Here is a 22,359-nt window from a genome sequence, read left to right as displayed (position 1 = left end):
GCAACGATAAGGTGGCGCAATCAGTGGAACCGCGGGAGGAGACCATGGCCGACACGATTGCTTTTCTGACGCCCGACTCTGGAATTCTAGATCGGCGCGAACAGATCGTCGCTGACTTGTCCGCGTTCCTGCCTTCGAACCGGTTGATTCATAAGCCTCGGGAGCTCGTTCCCTTCGAGACCGACGGCTATCTGGCCTATCGCCGTCGGCCGCTTTGCGTGGCGCTTCCGGAGACGACCGAGCAGGTCGCCTCCGTTCTCGGCTATTGCCACACGCATAAGATCCCCGTCATCCCGCGCGGTGCGGGCACTTCGCTTTGCGGCGGTGCCATTCCGCAGGAGGATGCTGTTGTCATCGGCCTTTCGGCGATGACCCGGATCATCGACGTGGATTTTCTCAACCGCTGCGCCACAGTCCAGGCGGGGGTGACCAATCTGTCGATTTCAGAAGCGGTCGGGGCCCAGGGTTTCTTCTATGCCCCGGATCCGAGTTCACAGCTTGCCTGCACCATTGGTGGCAATATCGGCATGAATTCCGGTGGCGCCCACTGTCTGAAATACGGGGTTACGACCAACAATCTGCTTGGCGTGAAGATGGTGCTGATCGACGGTACGGTGATCGAACTCGGCGGCAAGGCTCTCGACAGCGGCGGTTATGACCTTCTCGGCGTGATCTGTGGCTCGGAGGGGCAACTCGGCATCGTCACGGAGGCAACGGTGCGGCTGCTGGCCAAACCGGAAGGGGCGCGGCCCGTGCTGTTCGGCTTCGACAGCGCCGAGGCCGCCGGCACCTGCGTTGCCGATATCATTGCCGCCGGCATCGTGCCTGTCGCAATCGAGTTCATGGACAAGCCGGCCATCGATATCTGCGAGGCTTTCGCCCATGCCGGCTATCCCATGGATGTCGAAGCGCTGTTGATCGTCGAGGTCGAGGGCTCGGAGGCCGAGATGGAGGCGATGCTGGCCGCAATTTGTGACATCGCCAGGCAGCATGGTGTCAAGACCGTGCGCGAGAGCCAGTCGGCTACCGAAGCGGCGCTGATCTGGAAAGGCCGTAAATCCGCTTTTGGCGCCACGGGGCGGATTGCGGATTATATCTGTATGGATGGCACGGTGCCGCTTAGCCAATTGGCCTATGTGCTCAGGAAGACTTCCGAAATCACTGACCGCTATGGCTTGCGGGTCGCCAACGTCTTTCATGCTGGCGATGGCAACATGCACCCGCTGATCCTCTACAACATCAACGATCCTGACGATGCCGCCCGCGCCGAAGCTGCCGGCAACGAGATCCTGAAACTTTGCGTGGATGCCGGCGGCTGTCTCACCGGCGAGCATGGCGTCGGCATCGAAAAGCGCGATTTGATGCGCCATCAATATAGCGATCAGGATCTTGCACAGCAGATGGCCGTGCGCGCCGCCTTCGATCCCGATTGGCTGCTCAACCCCAGCAAAGTATTCCCGCTGGAGGGCCGGACGTGAGCGGCATGATCTTTTCACCAGCTCGGCCACAGGATGCCGCCGATATCATTCGCGATTGCGTGACGCGCAGCATTACATTGAAGCTTCGCGGCGGCGGCACGCGGGCTGGCTTTGGCAATCCCGTTGCATCAGATGCGGTGCTGAGTTCTGCGGCCTTGTCGGGCATTATGGTCTATAATCCGGCAGAGATGGTGCTGACAGCCAAGGCCGGTACCCCGATGGCTGATATCGAGGCGGCTGTTGTGGAAAAAGGCCAGTTCCTCGCGTTTGAGCCGCCGGATCACCGGCCTATGATGGGCACGGCGGGTGAGCCGACGATCGGCGGGGCTTTTGCCGTCAACGCGTCCGGCCCCAGGCGCTTCGTTTCGGGTGCGGCGCGCGATCATCTGCTTGGTGTCGGTTTCATCAACGGCAAGGGCGAAACCATCAAGGCAGGCGGCCGGGTGATGAAGAATGTCACCGGGCTTGATCTCGTCAAGCTGATGGCGGGTTCCTTCGGCACGCTCGGTTTCCTGACTGAGGTGACCTTCAAGGTCCTGCCAAAGCCGCGTGTGACGGAGACCATCGTGGTCAGCGGCCTCGACGATGCCGCCGGCGCCCATGCCATGGCTGTCGCGCTTGCCATGCCGGTCGAGGTCAGCGGTGCTGCCCATCTGCCTGACCTCGTGGCCCCGCGCATGATTGGCGGTGGCCTGCCGGATGGACCCGCGACGGTGCTGCGGCTGGAAGGCCTGCCGGCATCGGTCAGCGAGCGAGCCGACAAGCTGGTTGCGGTCATGGCACGGCTCGGCCCGGTGACGCGGCTTGATGGCGAACAAAGTGCCGCTCTCTGGCAGGAGATTCGCGACATCAGGGTCTATACGGATGTGCTGACGAAGCCTCTGTGGAAGGTCTCGGTTGCGCCAACCATCGGTCACAAGCTGGTTGCTGGCCTGCGTCTGCAGGCGGCCGTCGACGCCTTTTACGACTGGCAGGGTGGATTGGTGTGGATGCAGATGGAGGCCGAACCCGATGCCGACCTGCTGCGCACCGGAATCAAGGCGCTGGGCGGCGGCCATGCGACGCTGATCCGGGCAGATGATGCAGCCAGGAAAACGTTGGCGGCTTTTGAGCCGCAGGTCTCTGCAGTGGACCTGCTGTCGCAGAGGCTTCGTCACACATTCGACCCGTCAGGCATTTTCAATCGCGGCATGATGGAGCAGTACATCGCGGGTGCGCCGACAAGCGGGCCGGCTGCACGGAGTGCGCGGTAATGCAGACAAATTTTTCCCTGGGCCAGTTGGCCGATCCCAAGACGGCGGAAGCTGAAAGCATTTTGCGGCGCTGCGTGCATTGCGGCTTCTGCACGGCCACCTGTCCTACCTACGTGACGCTGGGAGATGAGTTGGATAGCCCGCGCGGGCGCATTTATCTGATCAAGGATATGCTGGAGAACGGCCGCGCGGCGGATGAGGATGTCGTTACCCATATCGACCGCTGTCTGTCGTGCCTCGCCTGCACCACGACCTGTCCCTCCGGCGTCGATTACATGCATCTGGTCGACCATGCCCGCCAGCATATCGAGGAAACCTATCGCCGCCCGCTGGCAGACCGGTTGCTGCGCGGACTGCTGGCGGCGGTTCTGCCTTATCCGGGGCGCATGCGCGTGGCGCTGGCGCTGTCGCGGTTCGGTCGACCGTTCGCGCCGCTGATGGATCAGGTCAAGGCGCTGAAGCCGCTGGCGGCGATGCTGCGACTTGCCCCTGGTGAAATTCCCTATCCTTCGGCGCTGCAACGTCCCGGGCGGCATGCCGCAAAGACCGAGCGCAAGGGGCGGGTGGCGCTGCTGACCGGCTGTGCCCAATCGGTGCTCGATCCCGCCATCAACGATGCGACGATTGCGCTACTCACGCGATTTGGCACGGAGATCGTTCTTCCCAAGGGGGAAGGCTGTTGCGGAGCGCTCGTCCACCATATGGGCCGCGAGGAGGATGCGCTGGCCGCAGCACGCCGCAATGTCGATGTCTGGACGGCGGAGATCGGCAAGGACCCTGATGGCCTCGATGCCATCGTCATCACGGCTTCCGGCTGTGGTACGGTCATCAAGGATTACGGCCATATGCTGCGCCATGATCCGGCCTATGCGGAAAAAGCGGCTAAAGTCTCGGCGCTTGCCAAGGATGTCAGCGAATATCTTGGCGGTCTTGATCTGCAGCAACAGCCCGACAAGGGCGTGACGGTCGCCTATCACTCGGCCTGTTCGTTGCAGCACGGGCAGAAGGTCACGGCCTTGCCGAAACGATTGCTGCAATTGGCCGGCTTTACCGTGCGGGAGCCGGCCGAGGGGCATCTGTGTTGCGGTTCGGCCGGGACATACAATATCTTGCAGCCGGAGATCGCCGAGCAGTTGAAGGCGCGCAAACTTCGAAATCTCATGGCAGTCAAACCGGATGTGATCGCCGCCGGCAATATCGGCTGCATGACCCAGATCGGCTCTGGCATCGAAGTGCCGGTCGTGCATAGCGTCGAATTGCTCAACTGGGCGTTTGGTGGGGACCGGCCCCACAAATTAAAGGATTTATAATTGCTTTATGCAATCATCGCGACGGTGGCGATGATGCAGGAGCATCGTCTGACCTCGACATTTTTCTGCAGGAGGATGGGCGATGGCAGACCGTCTGGTGTCGCGTATCAATTGCTGTCTGGTATTTTTCATCGCTTCGACCGGCTGGGTCGAGGCGATGGATCGGTATTATTGTGCTGTCGACGACGCGCAGCTTAAACTTTCCGTTGAGGCTTCCTTCAAAGAAGAGCCCCGCTGGCCGCTTGCCAGCCTGCGAGGCGTCGTCGTTTTCAAGCCGGAAGCGCCGCTGGTCCAGAAGCGATCGGTCAAAGGTGCGGTTCGGTTAGAACTCAATGACGTGACCCAATCGCGGCATGAAAATGGCCGTTTCCAATTGCGCACCTCCTCGGTATCCGGGGTTGATCAGGACGAAACCAGCATCGACATTGTCTTTGACGTCAAGATGATCGGCAATGACATCAACCGTTTCGCGGGCACCTACGATGTCACCGTAAGGCCAAAAGGTAATGACAATGCGGCAGCGGCTGTTGAACGCGACGGTGTCCTGAACTGCAAACGGTTCTGACGGTACGACAACCGAGCTTCCCGTCTGCTTCACCGAAAATCGGCCTTGCTCCAAGCCGCGGGGAAAATGATTGTCGTCAAATTGGAGACGATACGTCAATTATTGTCCATCTATTCGCAACAGTCGGGATGTGGGACAAGGGCGCATCACTTGAACCGCCTTGCGCTAACGCAATCAAAAGGGGCCTCCGATGTCCAACACCAGTAACGCGATCATGCTGATCGCCAGAATCCTGCTCTCCGTCATTTTCATTCTTTCCGGCTTCGGCAAATTGGCTGATCCTGCCGGGACCGCCGGCATGATTGCTGGTGCCGGTCTGCCAGCTGCGAACGTGCTTACCTATCTCGCCGGTATCTTCGAACTCGTGACGGGTCTTTGCGTGCTGGTTGGCTTCCAGACGAAGATTGTCGGTTGGGCTCTTGCTCTTTTCTGCGTCTTCACCGCCGTGATGTTCCACAGCGGTCAGATTGCTGTTCCCGGCTGGCCCGATGCGGCACTTGGCCTGATCAACACGCTGAACAGCATCATGATGATGAAGAATTTCACCCTGGCTGGAGCTTATATCCTGCTGGCAACGGTTGGCGCTGGCGCATATTCGCTCGATGCACGCCGTGGCGCGAAAGCTGCCTTCGCCTGAGGTTTGAGTACACAAACAAAAAAGCCGGCCGGAGACCATCCGGCGGGCTTTTTTGTGTCTGCCGATTGAATTGCGGCTCACAAAGCTGCGCGTACTCGGGCAACGAGGTCGGCAATTTTCGCATTTCCCTCATGCTCTGGCTTGCGCGCCCGCACCAGGCAGGCCTCGGAGCGCAAGATCACGCCGTCGGACAGTATCTTCAGATGGTTCGCTTTCAAGGTCGAGCCTGTCGAGGTGATGTCGACGATGATATCGGCTTGGCCTGCGGCCGGCGCACCTTCTGTGGCGCCGAGGCTTTCGACGATCCGATAGAGCTGGATGCCGTGCTGGCGCGAGAAGAATTGCTGGGTGAGGCGCCAATATTTGGTGGCAATCGCCAGGCGTCGGCCATGGCGGGCGCGAAACTCCTGGGCGACGTCGCTGAGGTCGGCCATGGTGTCGACGTCGAGCCAAATCTCGGGAACAGCGACGATGACATCGGCATGGCCAAAACCGAGGCGGGCGACGATTTCGACCTTCTTGTCGGCCTCCGCCAGGCCTTCTCGGATCAGGTCTTCGCCGGTGACCCCGAAATCGACGGTGCCATTGCCGATCTCCCGCGAGATTTCGGAGGCCGAGAGATAGGCAATCTCGATATCCTCTCCCTCGACCCGGCCACGATAGGAGCGGTCATTGCCAACGGCAGTGATGGTCAGCCCGGCGCGAGCGAAAATCGCCGAAGCATCGTCCTTCATCCGTCCCTTGGAGGGCAGCCCGATGGTAATGGTCATCAACGTGCCCTCGCCAGTTCGATGCGGTCCAGCCAGAGGGAGAAGCCGACGGCCGGGATAGGGTCTTTGGCACCGAGCAAGGTCAGCAACCGATCAAAGCGGCCACCGCCAGCCAATACGGCGTCTTCGCCGGCCTGTGCCACTTCGAAGACCAGGCCGGTATAGTAATCCAACGGACGGCCGAACGCGGCGCGGTAAGTGATGCGCGACAGGTCGATGCCGAGATCTGCGAGTGCTGCGGTTCTTGCTTCAAAGCCGGCGAGCGCAGCACCTAGCGATAGCCCTGCGGCATCGGCAAAGCCGGCCAGCGCGGCCGCCGCCTCGCTCAGAGGCAGCTCCAGCGACAGGAATTCGCGCAGCAGCAGCAGGGCAGCGCCGTCCAGTCTTGTCTGCGCCAGCGCCCGCTTCTCCTTCAGCCGCGCGGCAATCTCGCGCGGGCTGCGGCTGGCATTGGTGGAATAGCCGGTGTTCTGCATGATGTGGTCGAGATGCGCGATCAGCCCGGCTTCGTCGTTGGACGAAAGTAGTGTTTCGACTGCCGGGTCCAGCCCCTGCGCCGTCTGCGGACTTGCCAGCGTCTTCAGCAGCTGATCGAGATGGGCGCTGTCGCCAAAGGCCTGGATCAGGCGCTTCTGCCAGCCGGAGGGCAGGCCGAGCGCCCGCACCACCGCCTCGAACACCGCCTGATCGCCAAGCGTAACATCAAGTGGGCGGCCGGGCAGCAGCTTGTGCAGAATACCGGTCGCATCGTTGATGGCGCGGGCATCGGCCCGGGCCGTCGCCGTCTCGCCGAGATCCTCGATGCCGGCCTGATAGAATTCGTTGCCACCTTCGCGGCGCTGGCGGAAGACTTCGCCGAGATAGGCATAGCGCTTCGGCGTACCGGTGGCGGTCTCGATATGGCTGAGGCAAACGGGAATGGTGAATTCCGGTCGCAGACACAGGCTCTCGCCAGTTTCGCTTTCGGTCAGGAAAATCCGCCGCCGCAGATCTTCGCCGGCCATGTCCAGAAACGGCGCTGCCGGCTGAATAACCGGCGTGTCGACCCTTGCGGCACCGCGCGCCGAGAAATCATCGAGAAGGGCGCCGGCAAAATCCGGCATGTTTATCAGTGGCATTGATTATCCCGGCGAGTTACCGATGCATTCGGGACAACCGCAACACCATCCTTTGGCGCCTATGTCAATGATGGGTCTGGCTATGCTGCCATTTTTTATAGGCGAGTAGGCCACCAGCCACGACCAGCAGGCCGAGCGGCATGAGCGTATAGATCTGCTCGAATGTGGTCATTGCCTCATCTCCAGAATAGAGAACCTTGCCAATATATGTAACACGATCGACAGAAAAATCCAGAAGACGAAGCCAAACAGCGGAAGTTTATGGTCACCTGATGACGAGAGGCTGCTGGCGGCAATGGTGCCGCCACGCCAACGATGAGGTAAACGGTAGACAGCCGGTCAAACCAGGAGGCTTCGAGCTTCTTCATCTCGTTCCACTTTGCAATGGGAATAGGGGCGCTTTCCTGCAAGGCGGTCTCTTGAAAATGATGAGCCCTCCCGATCATAATCGCCGCAGTCGTTCGCGCAAGGATACCCCCTCTGCCTGCCGGCATCTCCCCCACAGGTGGGGAGAAGGCGAGGGGCTGACCGCTCGCTCCATAAGGCAAACGCTTTGAATAGTGGCCCATCCGCTTTTAAAAATCGCAACTGCAGCCGTTTATTAAGTCGCCAAGCTGATGACTCGGCACAACGCGCTCCCTTCCCCTTGTGGGGAGGGTTGGGGAGGGGCTTTCCGCTTTTACTTCGCCCGTTCCCGGTCTTCCGCCTGTGCGGCCAAAATCTCTTTCACCTTTTCAACCAGGTCCGCTTCCGGCACCATGATCTGGGCGACACGGGCTTCGCGCCATTCGGTATTGTCGGTGATTTCGCCCGATAGCCGCTTGCCCTCAATCAGGTCCTTGATCTGCACAACGCCTTCAGCCCGCTCGTCGCCGCCCTGGATGATGGCGATCGGGGAGCCGCGACGGTCGGCATATTTCAGCTGGTTGCCGAATTTCTTCCAGTTGCCTTGGTACATCTCGGCGCGGATGCCAGCGTTGCGCAGGTCCTGGGTGAAGCGCTGGTAGCGGCCCATGCTTTCCACATCGCCATCCATGACGGTGACCAAAACAGGCGCAATCACCTCGTCGGTGCCAAGCTTGCCGAGGTTCTTCAAGGCGGTCATCAGACGCGAGACGCCGATGGAAAATCCCGTGGCTGGCACCGGCTGGCCCATGAAGCGCGACACGAGACCATCGTAACGGCCACCGCCGCCGACCGAACCGAACACGACTTTCTCGCCCTTTTCGTTGGTGACGTCGAAGGTGAGTTCGGCTTCGTATACGGGGCCGGTGTAGTATTCGAGGCCACGGACGACAGAGGGGTCGATTTTGATACGAGATGAATCGTAACCTCCGCCAGCGACGAGAGCCCCGATTGCATTCAACTCTTCTACGCCCTCTGCGCCTCTTGCCGTTCCCGCGACTAGGGCGGCCAATTCCGCTGCACTGGCTGCGTAATCTTGAATGCTGACAAAAAACAGGACTTTTTCAGTTTGCTCTTGGTTCAGCCCGGCGCCCTTGGTGAAGTCGCCGCTCTCATCCTTGCGTCCTTCACCGAGCAGCAGCTTCACGCCTTCCGGGCCAAACTTATCGAGCTTATCAATCGCCCGCAGTACGTTCAGCCGCCGCGCCGCATTTTCTTCACCACCGAGCCCGATGGCTTCCATCACACCATCCAGAACCTTACGGTTGTTCACCCGGATCACGTAATCGCCGCGCTTGATGCCGAGCGCTTCCAGCGTGTCGGCCATCATCATGCACATTTCGGCATCGGCCTGCACTCCGGGCGCACCGACGCTATCGGCGTCGAACTGCATGAACTGGCGGAAGCGGCCGGGGCCGGGCTTTTCGTTGCGGAACACGTAGCCAGCGCGGTAGGTGCGGTAGGGCAGCTGGATGTCGTTGAAGTTCTCGGCGACATGGCGGGCGAGCGGTGCGGTCAGGTCGTAGCGCAGGCTCATCCACTGGTCGTCATCGTCCTGCAGCGAGAACACGCCTTCGTTGGGGCGGTCGCTGTCGGGCAGGAATTTGCCGAGCGCGTCGGTATATTCGAACATCGGCGTCTCGACAGGATCGAAGCCGTAGCGCTCGTAGACTTCGCGAATCTTCGCGGTCATCTCGTTGACGGCTCTGATGTCATGGGCTTCCCGGTCCACGAAACCGCGCGGCAGGCGGGCTTTCAGCTTCTGGGGCTTCTTATTTTTTTCGCTCATGATCGGCACCGGATTTTCAAAGGTCAAAGGTGCCTGTGTCTTAGAGGATGCGAGACAGGGGGGCAAGACGAAAGCCCACGCAGGGCGATACGTCAGCCTGGCGCAACCGCCGCCCGTCACATCAGGGAAACCGTTTTACACTTTTCCTCGAAATGCTTTAGCGTCCCGCCCATGATCTTTGAAGCACTCAATTATGCGGCGACACGGTGGATGACCTCGAGAGAGCATCGACCCTTTATTCGCTATTCCATCAATCTCTGGTCGCGCGGACGCCGGTGCGCCTCTGCCTGGGCGGAACATGAGCGCAACTGCAACCAAGTGATCCTGAAGGCGGCCTCGGCGATCACCCCCCGCCGCACCGTCGTCGTGCTTGGCTCCGGCCTGTTGCGTGATGTGCCTGTGGTTGCCCTGTCGCGTGCTTTCGATACGGTCGTACTTGTCGATTTGGTGCATATCGCGAGCGTTCGGGCATGGGTGGCCTATAAGGGGCTGAAGAATGTGCGCTTTATTGAGCGCGATCTCTCAGGCTACGATGCTCTCAGGACCTGCGAAGTGCCCGAGCCGCTCGATTTCCTGCGGCGGGTGCCCTGGCTGGATCTGGTGGTCTCGGCCAATCTGCTCTCGCAGATCGGCATGGGCGTTAAAAAGCGGCTGGCGGCGGAAACCGCGCCGATGCCTGACGATGCGGTGGCCCAGTTGATACAGGCGCATATCGACGGACTGAAGCAGGTTGCCGCCAGCACCTGTCTGATTACAGATATTTCTTTTGAGGTCATCGATCGCACAGGCAGTGTTCACGAGAAGACGGATCTTCTCGCCGGTGTCGAGCCGCCGCCTGCCGTGGCCGGTTGGGATTGGCCGGTCGCGCCGCTTGGGGAAGAGAGCAAGGATTATCGCATTCAGCACAAGGTCATATATGCTGCTTGTGATTGATATGAAGAGTCATTGAAATGATCTTCATATTCCGGTTTCGGACATCTCAAGCCATTAGAGCATTTGGGATATTCGAAATTCTTTCAAGGCGAGGATGCATCAGCATGTCAGAGCCTTTGCATGAGCAGGGGCGCTTTTGACCGGCGGCTGAAGTTTTGTTTCCGCATTGGCTTATCCGGAAATCCTGGTTTTCGGCCGATGCTCAGGGGGGTGGCATGAATTTTCTGTTTATCGATCCGTTCGGCGGCGACTACGACCCGAAAACACCTCTCAAAGCGCCTCTCGGCGGCACGCAATCGGCCGTGGTCTATCTCGCCGAAGAACTTGTCAAAGCAGGCGCCGGCGTCACCTTGATGAATGAGCCGGTTACGGAGCGGACGGTCCGGGGGGTGCGTCTGGCTTTGGGAGGCACCGTCGGTCGGGAGGGCTTCGATCAGTTCGATGTCGTGGTCGTGGTGTCGCTTGCCGCCGGCGTCAAGTTTCGCCAGGTCGTGCCGCCGCATATTCCGATCGTCATTTATTGCCACCATGCCGCCGACCAGCCCGCCGTCGCCGGTCTGCGCGCAGCTGCAGAGCGGGATATATGGGACGCCTATGTCATGGTCAGCCATTGGCAGCTGAACCAGTATGCCGATACCTTCGGCATCGACCGGTCGCGCGCTGTGGTGATCGGCAATGCCGTGTCGCCGGCCTTTCTGGCTCAGCCCTTGCAGGCGCCGTGGTATGAGACCGGCGCGCCGCCGGTGCTGACCTATACCAGCACGCCGTTTCGCGGTCTCGATATCCTGCTCGCCGCCTTTCCCACCATTCGCGTGCGCTTGCCGGGGGCGGAGCTGAAAGTCTTCTCGGGCATGAATGTCTATGGCATGGGCGGGGAGGGGGATACCAATGCCTATCTCTACGAACTGGCGCGCAACCTGAACGGCGTCCGCTATCATTCATCCGTGCCGCAGCAGGATCTTGCTGTGGCCTTGAAGGATGTGGCGGCGCTGACCTATCCCTCGACCTTTGCCGAAACATTCTGCATCAGCGCGGTCGAAGCGCTGGCGAGCGGGGCCGACGTCATCACCACCAGGCTTGGCGCCCTTCCTGAGGTGCTGGACGGCCTGGCGCATTTCATGGAGATGGCGCCGTCCTATCCGGGCCTGGTGAAAGCCTATATCGATTTTGCCAGCGAGGCGCTGCTGGCAATGAAGCGGGATCCAGCCGCGACCTCGGCAAGACGCCATGAACGGACGCAGCATGTGCGCACCCATTTCACCTGGGCGCGGCGTGCCCAGCAATGGCTGGATCTGGCAAGCCAACTCAAAAGCCGGAAGGCCTGAGCGAAAGCGCTTGCCTGATGAGATGATCGGCATAGATTATTGTCTATGGCTATTCTTCGTCGCTTCCTGTTGGTCCTTGCTGCCGTGGCTTATGGCTTGATGCCGTTTGCTGCCGAGGCTCAACCTATGGCCAAGAGCGTGGCGGCGACGTCTGCTCCAATGGTGCATCAGCATGATGAGATGCCTATTGCGCATAAGGCGATGCAGGACGTGGCAACACATGGCGATCTGAAGGATATTTGCTGCTTAGATCACCGGCAAGGCCGGGCTGGCCATCCAGGCGCCGGGTGCTGCCAGTGCGTCGCCTGTCTGGTTTTGCCTGTGGCGTTCCAGAGTGTCGACGGCAAGCCTATGGTCGGCGATGCGCCTTTGCCGTCAGCAGTGCGGCCTCTGTCGTCGCGCAGCCATCTGCCACCGGTGCCGCCGCCTCGCTTTCTCTGACGCATGGATTGCACTGCGGGTCGCTGGCTTCAGTCTGCGCCCGAAGCTTTAGCCTCACAGTCAGAAAGGACCTGTTATGGTCAGAACTATCGTTATCGCTGCAAGCCTGCTGCTTGCTTCCACTGTCGCCCCTGTTGTTGCCAATGCCGAAGACGCGATGAAAGGCATGGATCACAGCATGCCGGCCAAATCGATGCCGTCGGATGCCGGTTCGAAATCACCGTCGAGCAAGGCATTTCTTGCGGCCAATGCCAAGATGCACAAGGCCATGGCCAAGCCGATGACCGGTGATGCCGACGTTGATTTCGTGCGTGGCATGATCGCCCATCACCAGGGGGCCATCGACATGGCTAAGGTGGAATTGCAATATGGCAAGGATGAAAAGCTGCGCAAACTGGCCGAAGACATCATCAAGGCCCAGGAAGGCGAGATTGCCATGATGCAGCAATGGCTTGACGCCCACGGCAAATAACAGCCGGCGGCTGTCCCGATTGCCGGGGCAGCCTGCACTCTCGACCCTGTTGTCGAGGGCAAGGGCGGCATTGGAGGAGGATATGACGCGTGCGCTGACGACGATCGGTCTCGATGCCGACGATACGCTGTGGCAGAACGAGCAATTCTACCGGCTGACGGAAGAGCATTTCCGTTCCCTGCTGGCCGATTATGCGGAGCCGGAACACATTTCCGAGCGCCTGCTGGAGGCTGAGAAACGCAATCTCGCCCATTACGGCTTCGGCATCAAAGGTTTTACCCTGTCGATGATCGAAACCGCGCTTGATATCACCGAGGGCCGGGCGCCGGGCGCGGTGATCAGCCAGATCCTGGCGATCGGCCGCGATCTGCTCAGCCATCCCGTGGAAACGCTGCCGGGAGTGCGCGATGTGCTGGAGACCCTGGCGGGGCACTATTTCCTCGTGATGATCACGAAGGGCGACCTGTTCGACCAGGAGCGCAAGCTCGCGCAATCGGGGCTCGGCGAGTATTTCGATGCGGTGGAAATCGTCTCTGACAAAACCGCTACGACCTATCGCCGGATTTTCTCAAAGCATGGCGACGAGCCGGAGCGGGCGATGATGGTCGGAAATTCTCTGAAGTCCGACATCGTTCCGGCCCTTGCCGTCGGTGCCTGGGGCGTGTTCGTGCCCCACGAGCTTACCTGGATTTTCGAACATGTCGAAAAGCCGGACGAGGCGCCGCGTTTCCGTGAGTTGGCCGAGATATCTGGCCTGCCAGATCTGGTTGCTGCGATTGGCTGAAGCACGCCGAAGCAAGTTGGCTTTGACTCAGTGAGTACTCGCTCAGGTCGGGCGAGAAAATTCGTTTCTGAGCCGCTCGATCTTTTCGCGGCAGATGCAGCCTTCCAGATGGTCGTTGACCAGGCCCATGGCCTGCATGAAGGCATAGACGGTGGTTGGGCCGACAAACGTCCATCCGCGCTTCTTCAATTCCTTCGATAGACGGATCGACGTTGGAGAGGTTGGATTGGCCCGAAGCGCTGCATAATCCATGCTGGCCGGCCGTTCAGACGCATCCGGTTCGAAACGCCAGAAATAGGCGGCAAGCGAGCCGAATTCCGCCTTGAGGTCCAGCGCGCGGCGAGCATTGTTGATGGTCGAGACGATCTTGCCGCGATGGCGTACGATGCCGGGATCGGCAAGGCAGCGGGCGATGTCCGCTTCATCGAACAGAGCTACCTTTGCTAAGTCGAAACCGGCGAATGCGGCGCGAAAATTCTCCCGCTTGCGTAGGATCGTCAGCCAGGACAAGCCGGATTGAAAGCCTTCGAGGCAGATCTTCTCAAATAGCCTGGTATCATCCGTGACGGGCCGTCCCCATTCCTCGTCGTGATAGCGCTGATAGTCGGCAAGGCCACCGTGCCAGAAACAGCGCAAAGCTCCCGTCTCGTCCGCAATCAGTCCCGTATCCATTCCCAAACCTCCGTTAGTGATTTTGTTTACTATTTGTTCACTTTGTTTTCAAACGAAATACTAACCCTGACGAAAGCTTTCCCGATTTTCTGCAATTTGAATGAACGGCTGTTTACCATTTTGCAGAAGCGGAACTGGCAGGTTGATCGGCAAAGAACATGGAATTGAGAGTTGGGGTTAGCCGATGTCATCACTGCGTTTTTTCCTGAAAGCCGGCCTTGCCGTGTCGATGCTATCCGCGATGCCTGTATGGGCTGGAAAGGCGATGGCTGATGACCGCTATCAGAGCCGCCCGCCCGTCGTCGTCAGCCCGGATCTGGCTGCACCTTGGCTGCTTCAGCTTGGCGTGCGCAGCGCTCCACCAGTGACAGCCCAAGCCACTCGCGTGCAGCCCGCTCCTGCCCAGCCGGTCTATTACCGCTCGGCCTATTATCCACCAGCCGCCCGACCGGTGCCGCAGCAGGCCCGCCCGCCCATGGCCGCGATGGCACCGCTGCGGCCTGCCGTGCAGCAGGCATCGGCCATGCCCGTGCGCCGGCAGGCGACACCGACCGCGCCGCAGTTTTTGCCGCAGGTGGTTTCCTACGAAACCAAGGAAAAGCCGGGTACGCTGGTCATCGATACCAATAATCGCTTTCTCTATCTCGTCATGGAGGGTGGGCAGGCGCGCCGTTACGGCGTCGGCGTCGGCAAGCCAGGCTTTGAATGGGCCGGCGAGCACAAAGTGACCCGCAAGACAGAGTGGCCGGAGTGGATTCCGCCGAAGGAAATGATTGAGCGTGAGGCGGCCAAGGGCCATTATCTGCCGGCCCGGATGGATGGTGGACCGGAAAATCCGCTCGGTGCGCGCGCCCTTTATCTTGGCTCTACGCTATACCGTATCCACGGCACCAATGCGCCGTGGACTATTGGCTACGGTGTGTCCTCAGGCTGCATTCGCATGCGCAATGAGGATGTGACCGATCTCTACGGCCGCGTTCCCGTCGGTACCAAAGTCATCGTCATGTAAATTCAACGCGATTCAATGATGCCCGAGGGTGCGTTGGCTTGGCGCTGTCCTGTGGGAAATCTTTGTCTGTATGCTTGCAACCGCGCAATGCTTGGATAATCTGTTTTACGAAGTGGAGAGGGGAAAATAATGCTGACCACGAAGAAGAATGCGGCGATGGCTGCCGTTTTGGCGGCCGTGCTGGCCTTGCCGGTTGCGGTTCATGCGGCGCCTGGGAACAACGATCCCGCCAATTCGACGGCCAGCAGCGTCGTGACGCCGCAGATGATGAAGCGGGAGGTTCCCGACAAGTTCAAGCGGCGGCTGGTGCGGCTCAGCACCAATGAAGCGCCCGGCACGATCATCATCGATACCAACAACAAGTTTCTCTATTTGGTTGAAGGTAATAACCGTGCGATCCGCTACGGCGTCGGCGTTGGTCGTGACGGCTTCGGTTGGTCCGGTGTTGTCAAGATCGGCCGCAAGGTCGAATGGCCGAGCTGGCGCCCGCCTGAGGAAATGCGGGTGCGCGAGGCGCGCCATGGCCATGTCCTGCCGGTCGTGCAGCAAGGCGGACCGGACAATCCGCTCGGCGCCCGCGCCATGTATCTCTACAAGGGCAATCAGGATACAATTTTCCGCATTCACGGCACCAATCAGCCCTGGTCCATCGGACTCAACCTGTCGTCAGGCTGCATCCGCATGAACAACAAGGATGTCGAGGATCTCTATGCTCGTGCCGATATCGGCAGCAAGGTCATCGTGGTCGGCCCGGGCAACAAGCAGGGCGATGTCAGTTTTGATGATCGCGGCATCGACTTGTTGCGCACCATTTTCGGTGGCTGATCCGTCAGGATAGTGCCGGAAAGATAAAAACGCCTGAAATGCAGCCGGATTTGTTCTCGGCCACGGTTGAATGGCCCATACAGAACACCGGCTGCGCCGTCAGCGGGGTGGTGACGATCATCGAGGAATAGCAGAAGGAGGAGGCTTTCGCGGCCGCCTTCTCGAATATCTCGAGGATAGAAGTGCGATCCTTGTGAGGATAGCAGCGGGTGATCGCGAGCAGGCCGCATTCGGGAGAGCTCAGGCCATGCAACATTGAGGTGCGTTTGCCGAGTTTCAAGACGCCGCTGTTGAAATCGCCTGTCCACTCCTCGACCACGCCATACGGCAGGATACATGTTCCCACTGGGTCGTTGTCAGCCAGCCTTTTCGATGTAGGCGACATTCTCAAATCTGCAATTTTAAACAAGACGTTCCCCATCAGAAGTATTGTTCAGCTGGCCTGTTCGATATTGTGATCAAGCACAGTGACCGCCGGACATTGACTGTCTCTTGTTACGGTATTGATTGTTCTACAGATCCCTTTTTAATGAGTAGCTGACAGCGAGATGCGCTCTGTAGAGCGCATATAAAATACTGTAACTCTTTCAATCCACTGATTGATGTGCATCAGTCAGTAGAATCTGAGCTGCGCCTCTTCATTGGGTTCTGCGAAAATGATCACGATTGCGAAATTATACGTATAGGTCTCCAGGAGTCGGGGGCTTCAACTGTGATTTGGAATGCTGAATAGCGTTCATATATGCGCAAATGCCTTTTAAAAAAAGGCATTTTTAAGCATTAACTGATTTTTTGCGGTTACCTTGACTAGTTTTGAGCATTCTTGGGTTCATTTTCTGTCATTTTTTGATCGTAAGAAAGATTGATCGAAAACAGTTTTGCCGAATATCCTCTTTAAAGAGCGCATTTTGAGACGTGAAAGGTATGTTTTGACCCTTTGATTTCAACTGACTGCTTCTGAGGGCTTTGCAGCCCTGATTTCATCCAGTTTGCAGCACCGATCAATTTCCACGGTGGCGTTTTCTTTGAATCCGAATCGGGATTGACTCATTGGCGAAAACAGGAACAAATAAAGAACATTCCTGTCACCTAACGCCGAAGGAGAAAGATTGCCGCCATGCCGGATCCCGTTTCCAGTTCTGCTCTGGCAGCGCTTCGCCGGCAGGTTGAGTCTCTGGAGGGGCAGCATAGCCGCACCCGCCAGGTTCTACCTTTTGGTGTCAATGAGATCGATCGGCGGCTTGCCGGCGGCGGGCTAGTGCTGGGTGCCTTGCATGAGGTGGCGGGCGCAGGTGTGGATGCCGCGCATGCCGCCGCCGCTGGCCTGTTTGTTGCGGGCATTGCGGCGCGCTTGAGCGGTAAGGTCTTGTGGTGTGTCACGCGCCAGGATTTGTTTGCGCCGGCGCTGGAACAGGCGGGACTGTCGCCTGACCGGGTAATTTTCATCGATGCTGGAGATGAGAAGGCATTGATGACCTGTTTCGAGGAAGGCCTGCGTCATGGCGGCCTTGCCGCCGTGGTGGCCGAAATCGGTAAATTGTCGATGATCGCCTCGCGCCGCCTGCAACTGGCCTCGGAAAAGTCGGGCACGATGGCAATTGCGCTGCGCCGTTGCCATCGCCGGGACATTGATGACGTCTTCAGTCAGCCAACGGCATCGATGACCCGTTGGCGGATTGGCCAGTTGCCGTCCGCCCCTCTGCCGGTTCCCGGCATTGGCAGGCCGCACTGGCGTTTGCAATTGGTTCGCTGCCGCGGTGGCGAAAGTGCTGAATTCGAAGTGGAGGCTTGTGATGCCAAGGGTTGTATCGCTTTTCCTTCCAAGGTGGCCGACAGACCGGCTGCGACGAAAATTGCCAGACGATTTGCCGCTGTGTGAGGGGCCGCTGGTTCTGTCGGGCCGGATCGGCAGCCGACGCGTGGTGGCGGCTCTGGACGCGCGCGCCGAGGCGGCCGGTTTGAGGCGCGGCATGCTGATCGGCAAGGCCCAGGCCCTGGTCGCGGGGCTTGTGATCCGCGAGGCGGATGAGGCCGCCGATAGTCTTGGCCTGCATCGTCTCGCCCTTTGGGCCATGCAGCAGATCTCGCCGCTCGTTGCGGCCGACCTGCCGGATGGTCTGGTGATGGATACGGCAGGCGCGGATCATCTGCATGGCGGGGAGCTCAGCCTGCTGGAAAGTCTGATTGCCCGGCTTGCTGCCATGGGTATCGAGGCAAGGGCCGCAATTTCAGACACTTGGGGAGCCTCCCATGCCCTGGCACGGTTTTCGAGGCGCGATATTAGCATCGTCGGGCCGGAGGACCAGCAGGCTGCGCTCCAAGCGTTGCCGATTGCCGGTCTGCGCTTGGACAAATGTATAGTCGACGGTTTGGCCCTGCTGGGGTTCGAGCGGATCGGCGATCTCTTGGCCCAGCCGCGCGCACCTCTGATCCAGCGTTTCGGGCCGCAACTGGGCCGACGGCTGGATCAGGCGCTAGGCATGGTTGCGGAGCCGATCGATCCGGTGCGCTCGCCTGACCTTGTTGATGTCAGGCGAATGTTTGCCGAGCCGATCTCGGCGGCGGAAACCATCGCCCGTTACATTGAAAAGCTGGTGACCGCGCTTTGTGCGGCTCTGGAAACGCGGGGCCTGGGTGCGCGGCGGCTCGATCTTCTGTGTCACCGTGTCGATAGCCGCTGCCAGGCTGTGCGGATCGGCATGGCCCAGCCGGTGCGCGATGTGAAGCGCCTGACCCGGATGCTTTGCGATCGTATCGACCGGATCAATCCCGGCTTCGGCATTGAGGTCATGGTGCTGACGGCAAGTCTGGCCGAGCCGTTGCAGCCGCGCCAAGCCACATCCATGCTGGAAGAGGACAATGAGCCGGATCTTTCCGACCTGCTCGACGTACTCGCCAATCGGGTTGGGCAAAACAGGCTTTACCGGGTGGCGCCTGTCGCCAGCGATGTGCCCGAGCGCTCCGTGCAGCGGGTGGCGCCGCTGGCGCCGGATCTGGGGCAGGGCTGGAAGACGCAGTGGCCACGACCCTCGCGGCTCTTGCCGCATCCCGAACCGATCGAGACCATGGCGCTTTTGCCTGACCATCCGCCTGTCTGGTTTGCCTGGCGCGGCCAGAGGCGGCGGGTGCGGGCTGCTGATGGACCGGAGCGGATCTTTGGCGAATGGTGGAAACGCGATGCCGAGACCCTGGCGGTGCGCGACTATTTCCGTGTCGAGGACGAGGCCGGCGAGCGTTACTGGATTTTCCGCGCCGGTGACGGCGAGCATCTGGAAACCGGCTCGCATCGCTGGTTCCTGCATGGAATCTTCGCATGAGTGGGCCGTATGTCGAGCTGCAGGTGACGTCGCATTTCTCGTTTTTGCGCGGCGCTTCGTCTTGTGAGGAATTGTTCGAAGAGGCCAAGGAGCTGGGCTTTGCTGCACTGGCCATAGCCGACCGCCATTCGCTGGCCGGTCTGGTGCGGGCACATCAGGCGGCGAAAGAAACAGGCGTGCGGCTGGTCGTCGGTTGCCGCCTCGATCTTTCCTGCGGCATGAACGTGCTGGTCTATCCGATGGACCGGGCGGCCTATGGGCGGCTGTGCCGCCTGCTGTCGCTTGGTAAGAAACGCGCCGGCAAGGGGCAGTGCCTGCTGCATTGGGATGATTTGCTTGCCTTCGGCGAAGGGCTTATCGCCGTGCTGGTGCCCGACGAGGCCGATGAAACCTGCGCCTACCATCTGCGTCGCTTGCGCCAGGGCTTTGCCGACCTTGCCTATCTGGCACTGACCTTGCGGCGGCGGCCGAATGATCAACTGCGGCTGTTTCATCTGTCGCAACTGGCTGAGGCGGCAGATGTGCCGACCGTGGTGACCAATGACGTGCTGTTCCACCGGCCGGAGCGGCGCATTCTGCAGGATGTCGTCACCTGTATCCGCCATAATGTGACGATCGACAATGCCGGCTTTCGCCGCGAGCGGCATGCCGACCGTTACCTGAAGCCTCCTGAGGAAATGTATCGGCTGTTTCCGCGCGATGGAGATGCCGTGGCCCGCACGGCGGCATTGGCCGCCCGCTGCCGATTTTCTCTGGACGAGCTTGCCTATCAATATCCTGAGGAAAAGCTGCATGCGGATCTCAGTCCTCAGGAAACGCTGGAGAAGCTCACCTGGGAAGGCGCACAATTTCGCTATCCGGAGGGCGTGCCCGACAAGGTGCGTCGCTCGCTGGAACATGAGTTGCGCCTGATCGCCCAGCTGGAATACGCGCCTTATTTTCTGACGGTCAATTCCATCGTCGGGTTTGCTCGCTCGGAAAATATTCTTTGCCAGGGGCGGGGGTCGGCAGCCAATTCCGCCGTCTGCTATGTCCTCGGCATTACCTCCATCGATCCGAGCGAATCGGATTTGCTGTTCGAGCGCTTTATTTCGGTCGAACGACGCGAGCCGCCCGACATCGATGTCGATTTCGAGCATCAGCGGCGCGAAGAGGTCATTCAATGGGTCTATAACACCTATGGCCGCGATCGGGCGGCGCTCTGCGCTGTCGTGACTCGCTATCGGGCCAAAGGCGCGTTGCGTGATGTTGGCAAGGCGCTCGGTCTGCCGGAAGACCTGATCCGCACGCTGTCGTCGCAGGTCTGGCGCTGGTCTGACGCCATTGAGGAAAAGCATATCGAAGGCTTGAACCTCAACCTCAAGGACAGGCGCCTGCGGCTGGTGCTGGAGCTTGCCCGCCAACTCATCGGTGCGCCCCGGCATTTGTCGCAGCATCCCGGCGGCTTCGTGCTGACCCATGACCGGTTGGACGAATTGGTGCCGATCGAGCCGGCGGCGATGGAAGACCGGCAGGTGATCGAATGGGACAAGGACGATATCGATATCCTGAAATTCATGAAGGTTGATGTGCTCGGCCTCGGCATGCTTTCTTGCATGCAGCGCTGCTTCGACATGATCGAGGAGTATAAGGGTGGGCGCTATACGCTGGCGAATATCCCTCCTGATGACCGCCAGACCTACGATATGATCTGCCGCGCCGATACGCTCGGCGTGTTCCAGATCGAAAGCCGGGCGCAGATGGCCATGCTGCCGCGTATGCAGCCGAAATGTCTCTACGATTTGGTGATCGAGGTAGCGATCGTCCGGCCCGGTCCCATTCAGGGCGATATGGTGCATCCATATCTGCGTCGCCGCCAGGGTAAGGAAAAGGAAGAATACCCGAAGCCGGAACTTCGAAATGTTTTGAAGAAGACGCTAGGCGTTCCGCTGTTTCAGGAGCAGGCCATGCGCGTCGCTATCGACTGCGGTGGTTTTACGCCCGGCGAGGCCGATCAGTTGCGCCGATCAATGGCAACATTCAAGCATACGGGTGGCGTTAGCAAATTTGCTGAAAAACTGATCGAGGGTATGGTTGCCAATGGTTATGAACGGGATTTCGCCGAGCGAACCTTTCGACAACTCGAAGGGTTCGGTTCCTATGGCTTTCCCGAGAGCCATGCCGCCTCCTTCGCGCTGATTGCCTATGCCTCGTCCTGGGTGAAATGCCATCATCCTGATGTCTTCTGCGCGGCGCTGCTCAACTCCCAGCCCATGGGATTTTATGCGCCAGCCCAGATCGTGCGCGATGCAAGGGAGCATGGTGTGACTGTGCTGCCGGTCTGCATCAATGCCTCGCGCTGGGATACCGTGCTGGAAGGTGAGGGGCGGAATGGTGTATTTGCCGTGCGGCTCGGCCTTTCCATGGTCCGGGGACTCGACAATGAAGCGGCCGGGTTTTTGGTGGCCAATCGCGCCAACCAGCCTTTCGTTTCGATTGAGGATCTCTGGCAAAGGGCAGGGGTATCCCAGGAGGCGCTGGTGAGATTGGCTGAGGCCGACGCCATGCAGTCCTGCCTTGGCCTGACACGACGCGATGCGCTCTGGGCCATCAAGCGGCTGGCCGATGAGCCCTTGCCCTTGTTTGCCGCCGCACTTCGCAACGGGCCTGTGGTGGAGCAGATCGAGCCGCCGGTAGTGCTGAGGTCCATGACGGCCGGCAGCGAAGTCGTGCAGGACTACGGCCATGTCGGCCTGACGCTGCGCGATCATCCGGTTTCCTTTCTGCGCGACGATTTACGCCAAAAGGGATTCCTGTCTTGCGCGCAAGCGCTTTCCCGCCGGGATCGGACAAAGGTCGAGATAGCCGGCATGGTACTGGTGCGCCAGCGTCCCGGTTCTGCCAAGGGGGTGATGTTCATCACCATCGAGGACGAGACCGGCATTGCCAATCTTGTGGTCTGGCCAAAGATTTTCGAGCAATTCCGCCGTGTCGTGCTGGGCGCCGGCATGCTTGGCGTGCGCGGCCACATCCAGCGGGAAGGGGCGGTGGTGCATCTGGTGGTCCGCCATCTGGAGGATCTTTCGTCGCAGCTTGCCGGAATTGCTGGTCGGGATAAGCCGTTTCCGCTGCCGCATGGGCGTGGCGATGAATTCCATCACGGCGCGCCGCCGCACGATCCGCGCACGAGACTGAAAATGCCACCTCCCAAAACGCTTGACGACCCTTATCGTCATCTGGACGAGATCCGGGTAAAGTCCAGGGATTTTCGATAGGC

General features: G+C 59.8%; 20 protein-coding genes. 15 read left to right on the top strand and 5 right to left on the bottom strand.

Going from position 1 to position 22,359, the window contains the following annotated elements; translation table 11 throughout:
* Positions 1-44 precede the first annotated feature (44 nt).
* The 5 genes from BJF91_RS07870 (at position 45) to BJF91_RS07850 (ending at position 5,243) form a co-directional block, all read left to right on the top strand.
* The gene (locus BJF91_RS07870; RefSeq protein ID WP_075614519.1) at positions 45-1,478 is read left to right on the top strand and encodes an FAD-linked oxidase C-terminal domain-containing protein; all 1,434 of its coding nucleotides are present in this window, start codon (positions 45-47) and stop codon (positions 1,476-1,478) included.
* A gap of 8 nt (positions 1,479-1,486) precedes the next feature.
* Positions 1,487-2,731, top strand: coding sequence for an FAD-binding protein (locus tag BJF91_RS07865; RefSeq protein WP_407639877.1), 1,245 nt, complete (start codon positions 1,487-1,489; stop codon positions 2,729-2,731).
* Entirely contained in the window at positions 2,731-4,041 is a 1,311-nt protein-coding gene (gene glcF, locus BJF91_RS07860) for a glycolate oxidase subunit GlcF (protein WP_075613952.1), read from the top strand. The genes BJF91_RS07865 and glcF overlap by 1 nt, the downstream gene beginning before the upstream one ends.
* An 82-nt stretch (positions 4,042-4,123) precedes the next feature.
* Entirely contained in the window at positions 4,124-4,606 is a 483-nt protein-coding gene (locus BJF91_RS07855) for a hypothetical protein (RefSeq protein WP_075613951.1), read from the top strand.
* A gap of 190 nt (positions 4,607-4,796) precedes the next feature.
* Entirely contained in the window at positions 4,797-5,243 is a 447-nt protein-coding gene (locus tag BJF91_RS07850; RefSeq protein ID WP_075613950.1) for a DoxX family protein, read from the top strand.
* 77 nt (positions 5,244-5,320) lie between these two features.
* On the opposite strand, the gene hisG is transcribed toward BJF91_RS07850, so the two are convergent.
* From hisG to hisS, 3 genes are all read right to left on the bottom strand, one after another.
* Positions 5,321-6,013 carry an ATP phosphoribosyltransferase gene (gene hisG / locus BJF91_RS07845; protein ID WP_075613949.1) on the bottom strand — a complete coding sequence of 231 codons (693 nt, stop codon included), beginning with the start codon at positions 6,011-6,013 and terminating at the stop codon, positions 5,321-5,323.
* Entirely contained in the window at positions 6,013-7,131 is a 1,119-nt protein-coding gene (locus BJF91_RS07840) for an ATP phosphoribosyltransferase regulatory subunit (protein WP_075613948.1), read from the bottom strand. Before BJF91_RS07840 ends, hisG begins: the two co-directional genes overlap by 1 nt.
* A gap of 679 nt (positions 7,132-7,810) precedes the next feature.
* Entirely contained in the window at positions 7,811-9,325 is a 1,515-nt protein-coding gene (hisS, locus tag BJF91_RS07835) for a histidine--tRNA ligase (protein WP_075614517.1), read from the bottom strand.
* Between the two features lie 171 nt (positions 9,326-9,496).
* On the opposite strand from hisS, the gene BJF91_RS07830 reads away from it, so the two are divergent.
* From BJF91_RS07830 to BJF91_RS07810, 5 genes are all read left to right on the top strand, one after another.
* Positions 9,497-10,258 (top strand): hypothetical protein, encoded by a 762-nt coding sequence (locus BJF91_RS07830; protein WP_075613947.1) that lies wholly within the window; start codon positions 9,497-9,499, stop codon positions 10,256-10,258.
* 215 nt (positions 10,259-10,473) lie between these two features.
* Complete coding sequence (locus BJF91_RS07825) at positions 10,474-11,583, top strand: glycosyltransferase family 4 protein (RefSeq protein ID WP_075613946.1); 1,110 nt, start codon at positions 10,474-10,476, stop codon at positions 11,581-11,583.
* A gap of 45 nt (positions 11,584-11,628) precedes the next feature.
* Positions 11,629-12,024, top strand: a complete 396-nt coding sequence (locus tag BJF91_RS07820; protein WP_075613945.1) for a hypothetical protein — start codon at positions 11,629-11,631, stop codon at positions 12,022-12,024.
* Between the two features lie 76 nt (positions 12,025-12,100).
* Complete coding sequence (gene copM / locus BJF91_RS07815; RefSeq protein ID WP_075613944.1) at positions 12,101-12,496, top strand: CopM family metallochaperone; 396 nt, start codon at positions 12,101-12,103, stop codon at positions 12,494-12,496.
* 82 nt (positions 12,497-12,578) lie between these two features.
* Positions 12,579-13,280, top strand: a complete 702-nt coding sequence (locus BJF91_RS07810; RefSeq protein ID WP_075613943.1) for an HAD family hydrolase — start codon at positions 12,579-12,581, stop codon at positions 13,278-13,280.
* 42 nt (positions 13,281-13,322) lie between these two features.
* Here the strand turns inward: BJF91_RS07810 and BJF91_RS07805 are convergent, their stop codons facing one another.
* Entirely contained in the window at positions 13,323-13,952 is a 630-nt protein-coding gene (locus tag BJF91_RS07805; protein WP_075613942.1) for a DNA-3-methyladenine glycosylase I, read from the bottom strand.
* A gap of 229 nt (positions 13,953-14,181) precedes the next feature.
* Between BJF91_RS07805 and BJF91_RS07800 the strand changes: the two genes are divergently transcribed.
* Both BJF91_RS07800 and BJF91_RS07795 read left to right on the top strand, forming a co-directional pair.
* Positions 14,182-14,961, top strand: coding sequence for a L,D-transpeptidase (locus BJF91_RS07800; protein WP_234801599.1), 780 nt, complete (start codon positions 14,182-14,184; stop codon positions 14,959-14,961).
* A gap of 129 nt (positions 14,962-15,090) precedes the next feature.
* A complete protein-coding gene (locus BJF91_RS07795) occupies positions 15,091-15,786 on the top strand; it encodes a L,D-transpeptidase (protein ID WP_234801573.1) in 696 nt (231 codons plus the stop codon).
* Between the two features lie 4 nt (positions 15,787-15,790).
* Here the strand turns inward: BJF91_RS07795 and BJF91_RS07790 are convergent, their stop codons facing one another.
* A complete protein-coding gene (locus tag BJF91_RS07790; RefSeq protein WP_234801572.1) occupies positions 15,791-16,195 on the bottom strand; it encodes a hypothetical protein in 405 nt (134 codons plus the stop codon).
* A 708-nt stretch (positions 16,196-16,903) separates the two neighbouring features.
* Here BJF91_RS07790 and BJF91_RS07785 point away from each other — a divergent pair.
* From BJF91_RS07785 to BJF91_RS07775, 3 genes are read left to right on the top strand one after another with little or no spacing between them, the layout of a single operon-like run.
* Entirely contained in the window at positions 16,904-17,665 is a 762-nt protein-coding gene (locus BJF91_RS07785) for an ImuA family protein (protein WP_075613939.1), read from the top strand.
* A complete protein-coding gene (locus tag BJF91_RS07780) occupies positions 17,580-19,103 on the top strand; it encodes a DUF6504 family protein (protein WP_075613938.1) in 1,524 nt (507 codons plus the stop codon). Before BJF91_RS07785 ends, BJF91_RS07780 begins: the two co-directional genes overlap by 86 nt.
* Positions 19,100-22,357 carry an error-prone DNA polymerase gene (locus BJF91_RS07775; protein ID WP_075613937.1) on the top strand — a complete coding sequence of 1,086 codons (3,258 nt, stop codon included), beginning with the start codon at positions 19,100-19,102 and terminating at the stop codon, positions 22,355-22,357. Before BJF91_RS07780 ends, BJF91_RS07775 begins: the two co-directional genes overlap by 4 nt.
* The last annotated feature ends 2 nt before the right edge of the window (positions 22,358-22,359 follow it).

The organism is Gillisella taibaishanensis (assembly GCF_001938985.1).
Classification (GTDB): domain Bacteria; phylum Pseudomonadota; class Alphaproteobacteria; order Rhizobiales; family Rhizobiaceae; genus Allorhizobium; species Allorhizobium taibaishanense.
Note: the sequence above shows the minus strand (reverse complement) of the source record. Positions and strands in the feature narration are given on the sequence as shown.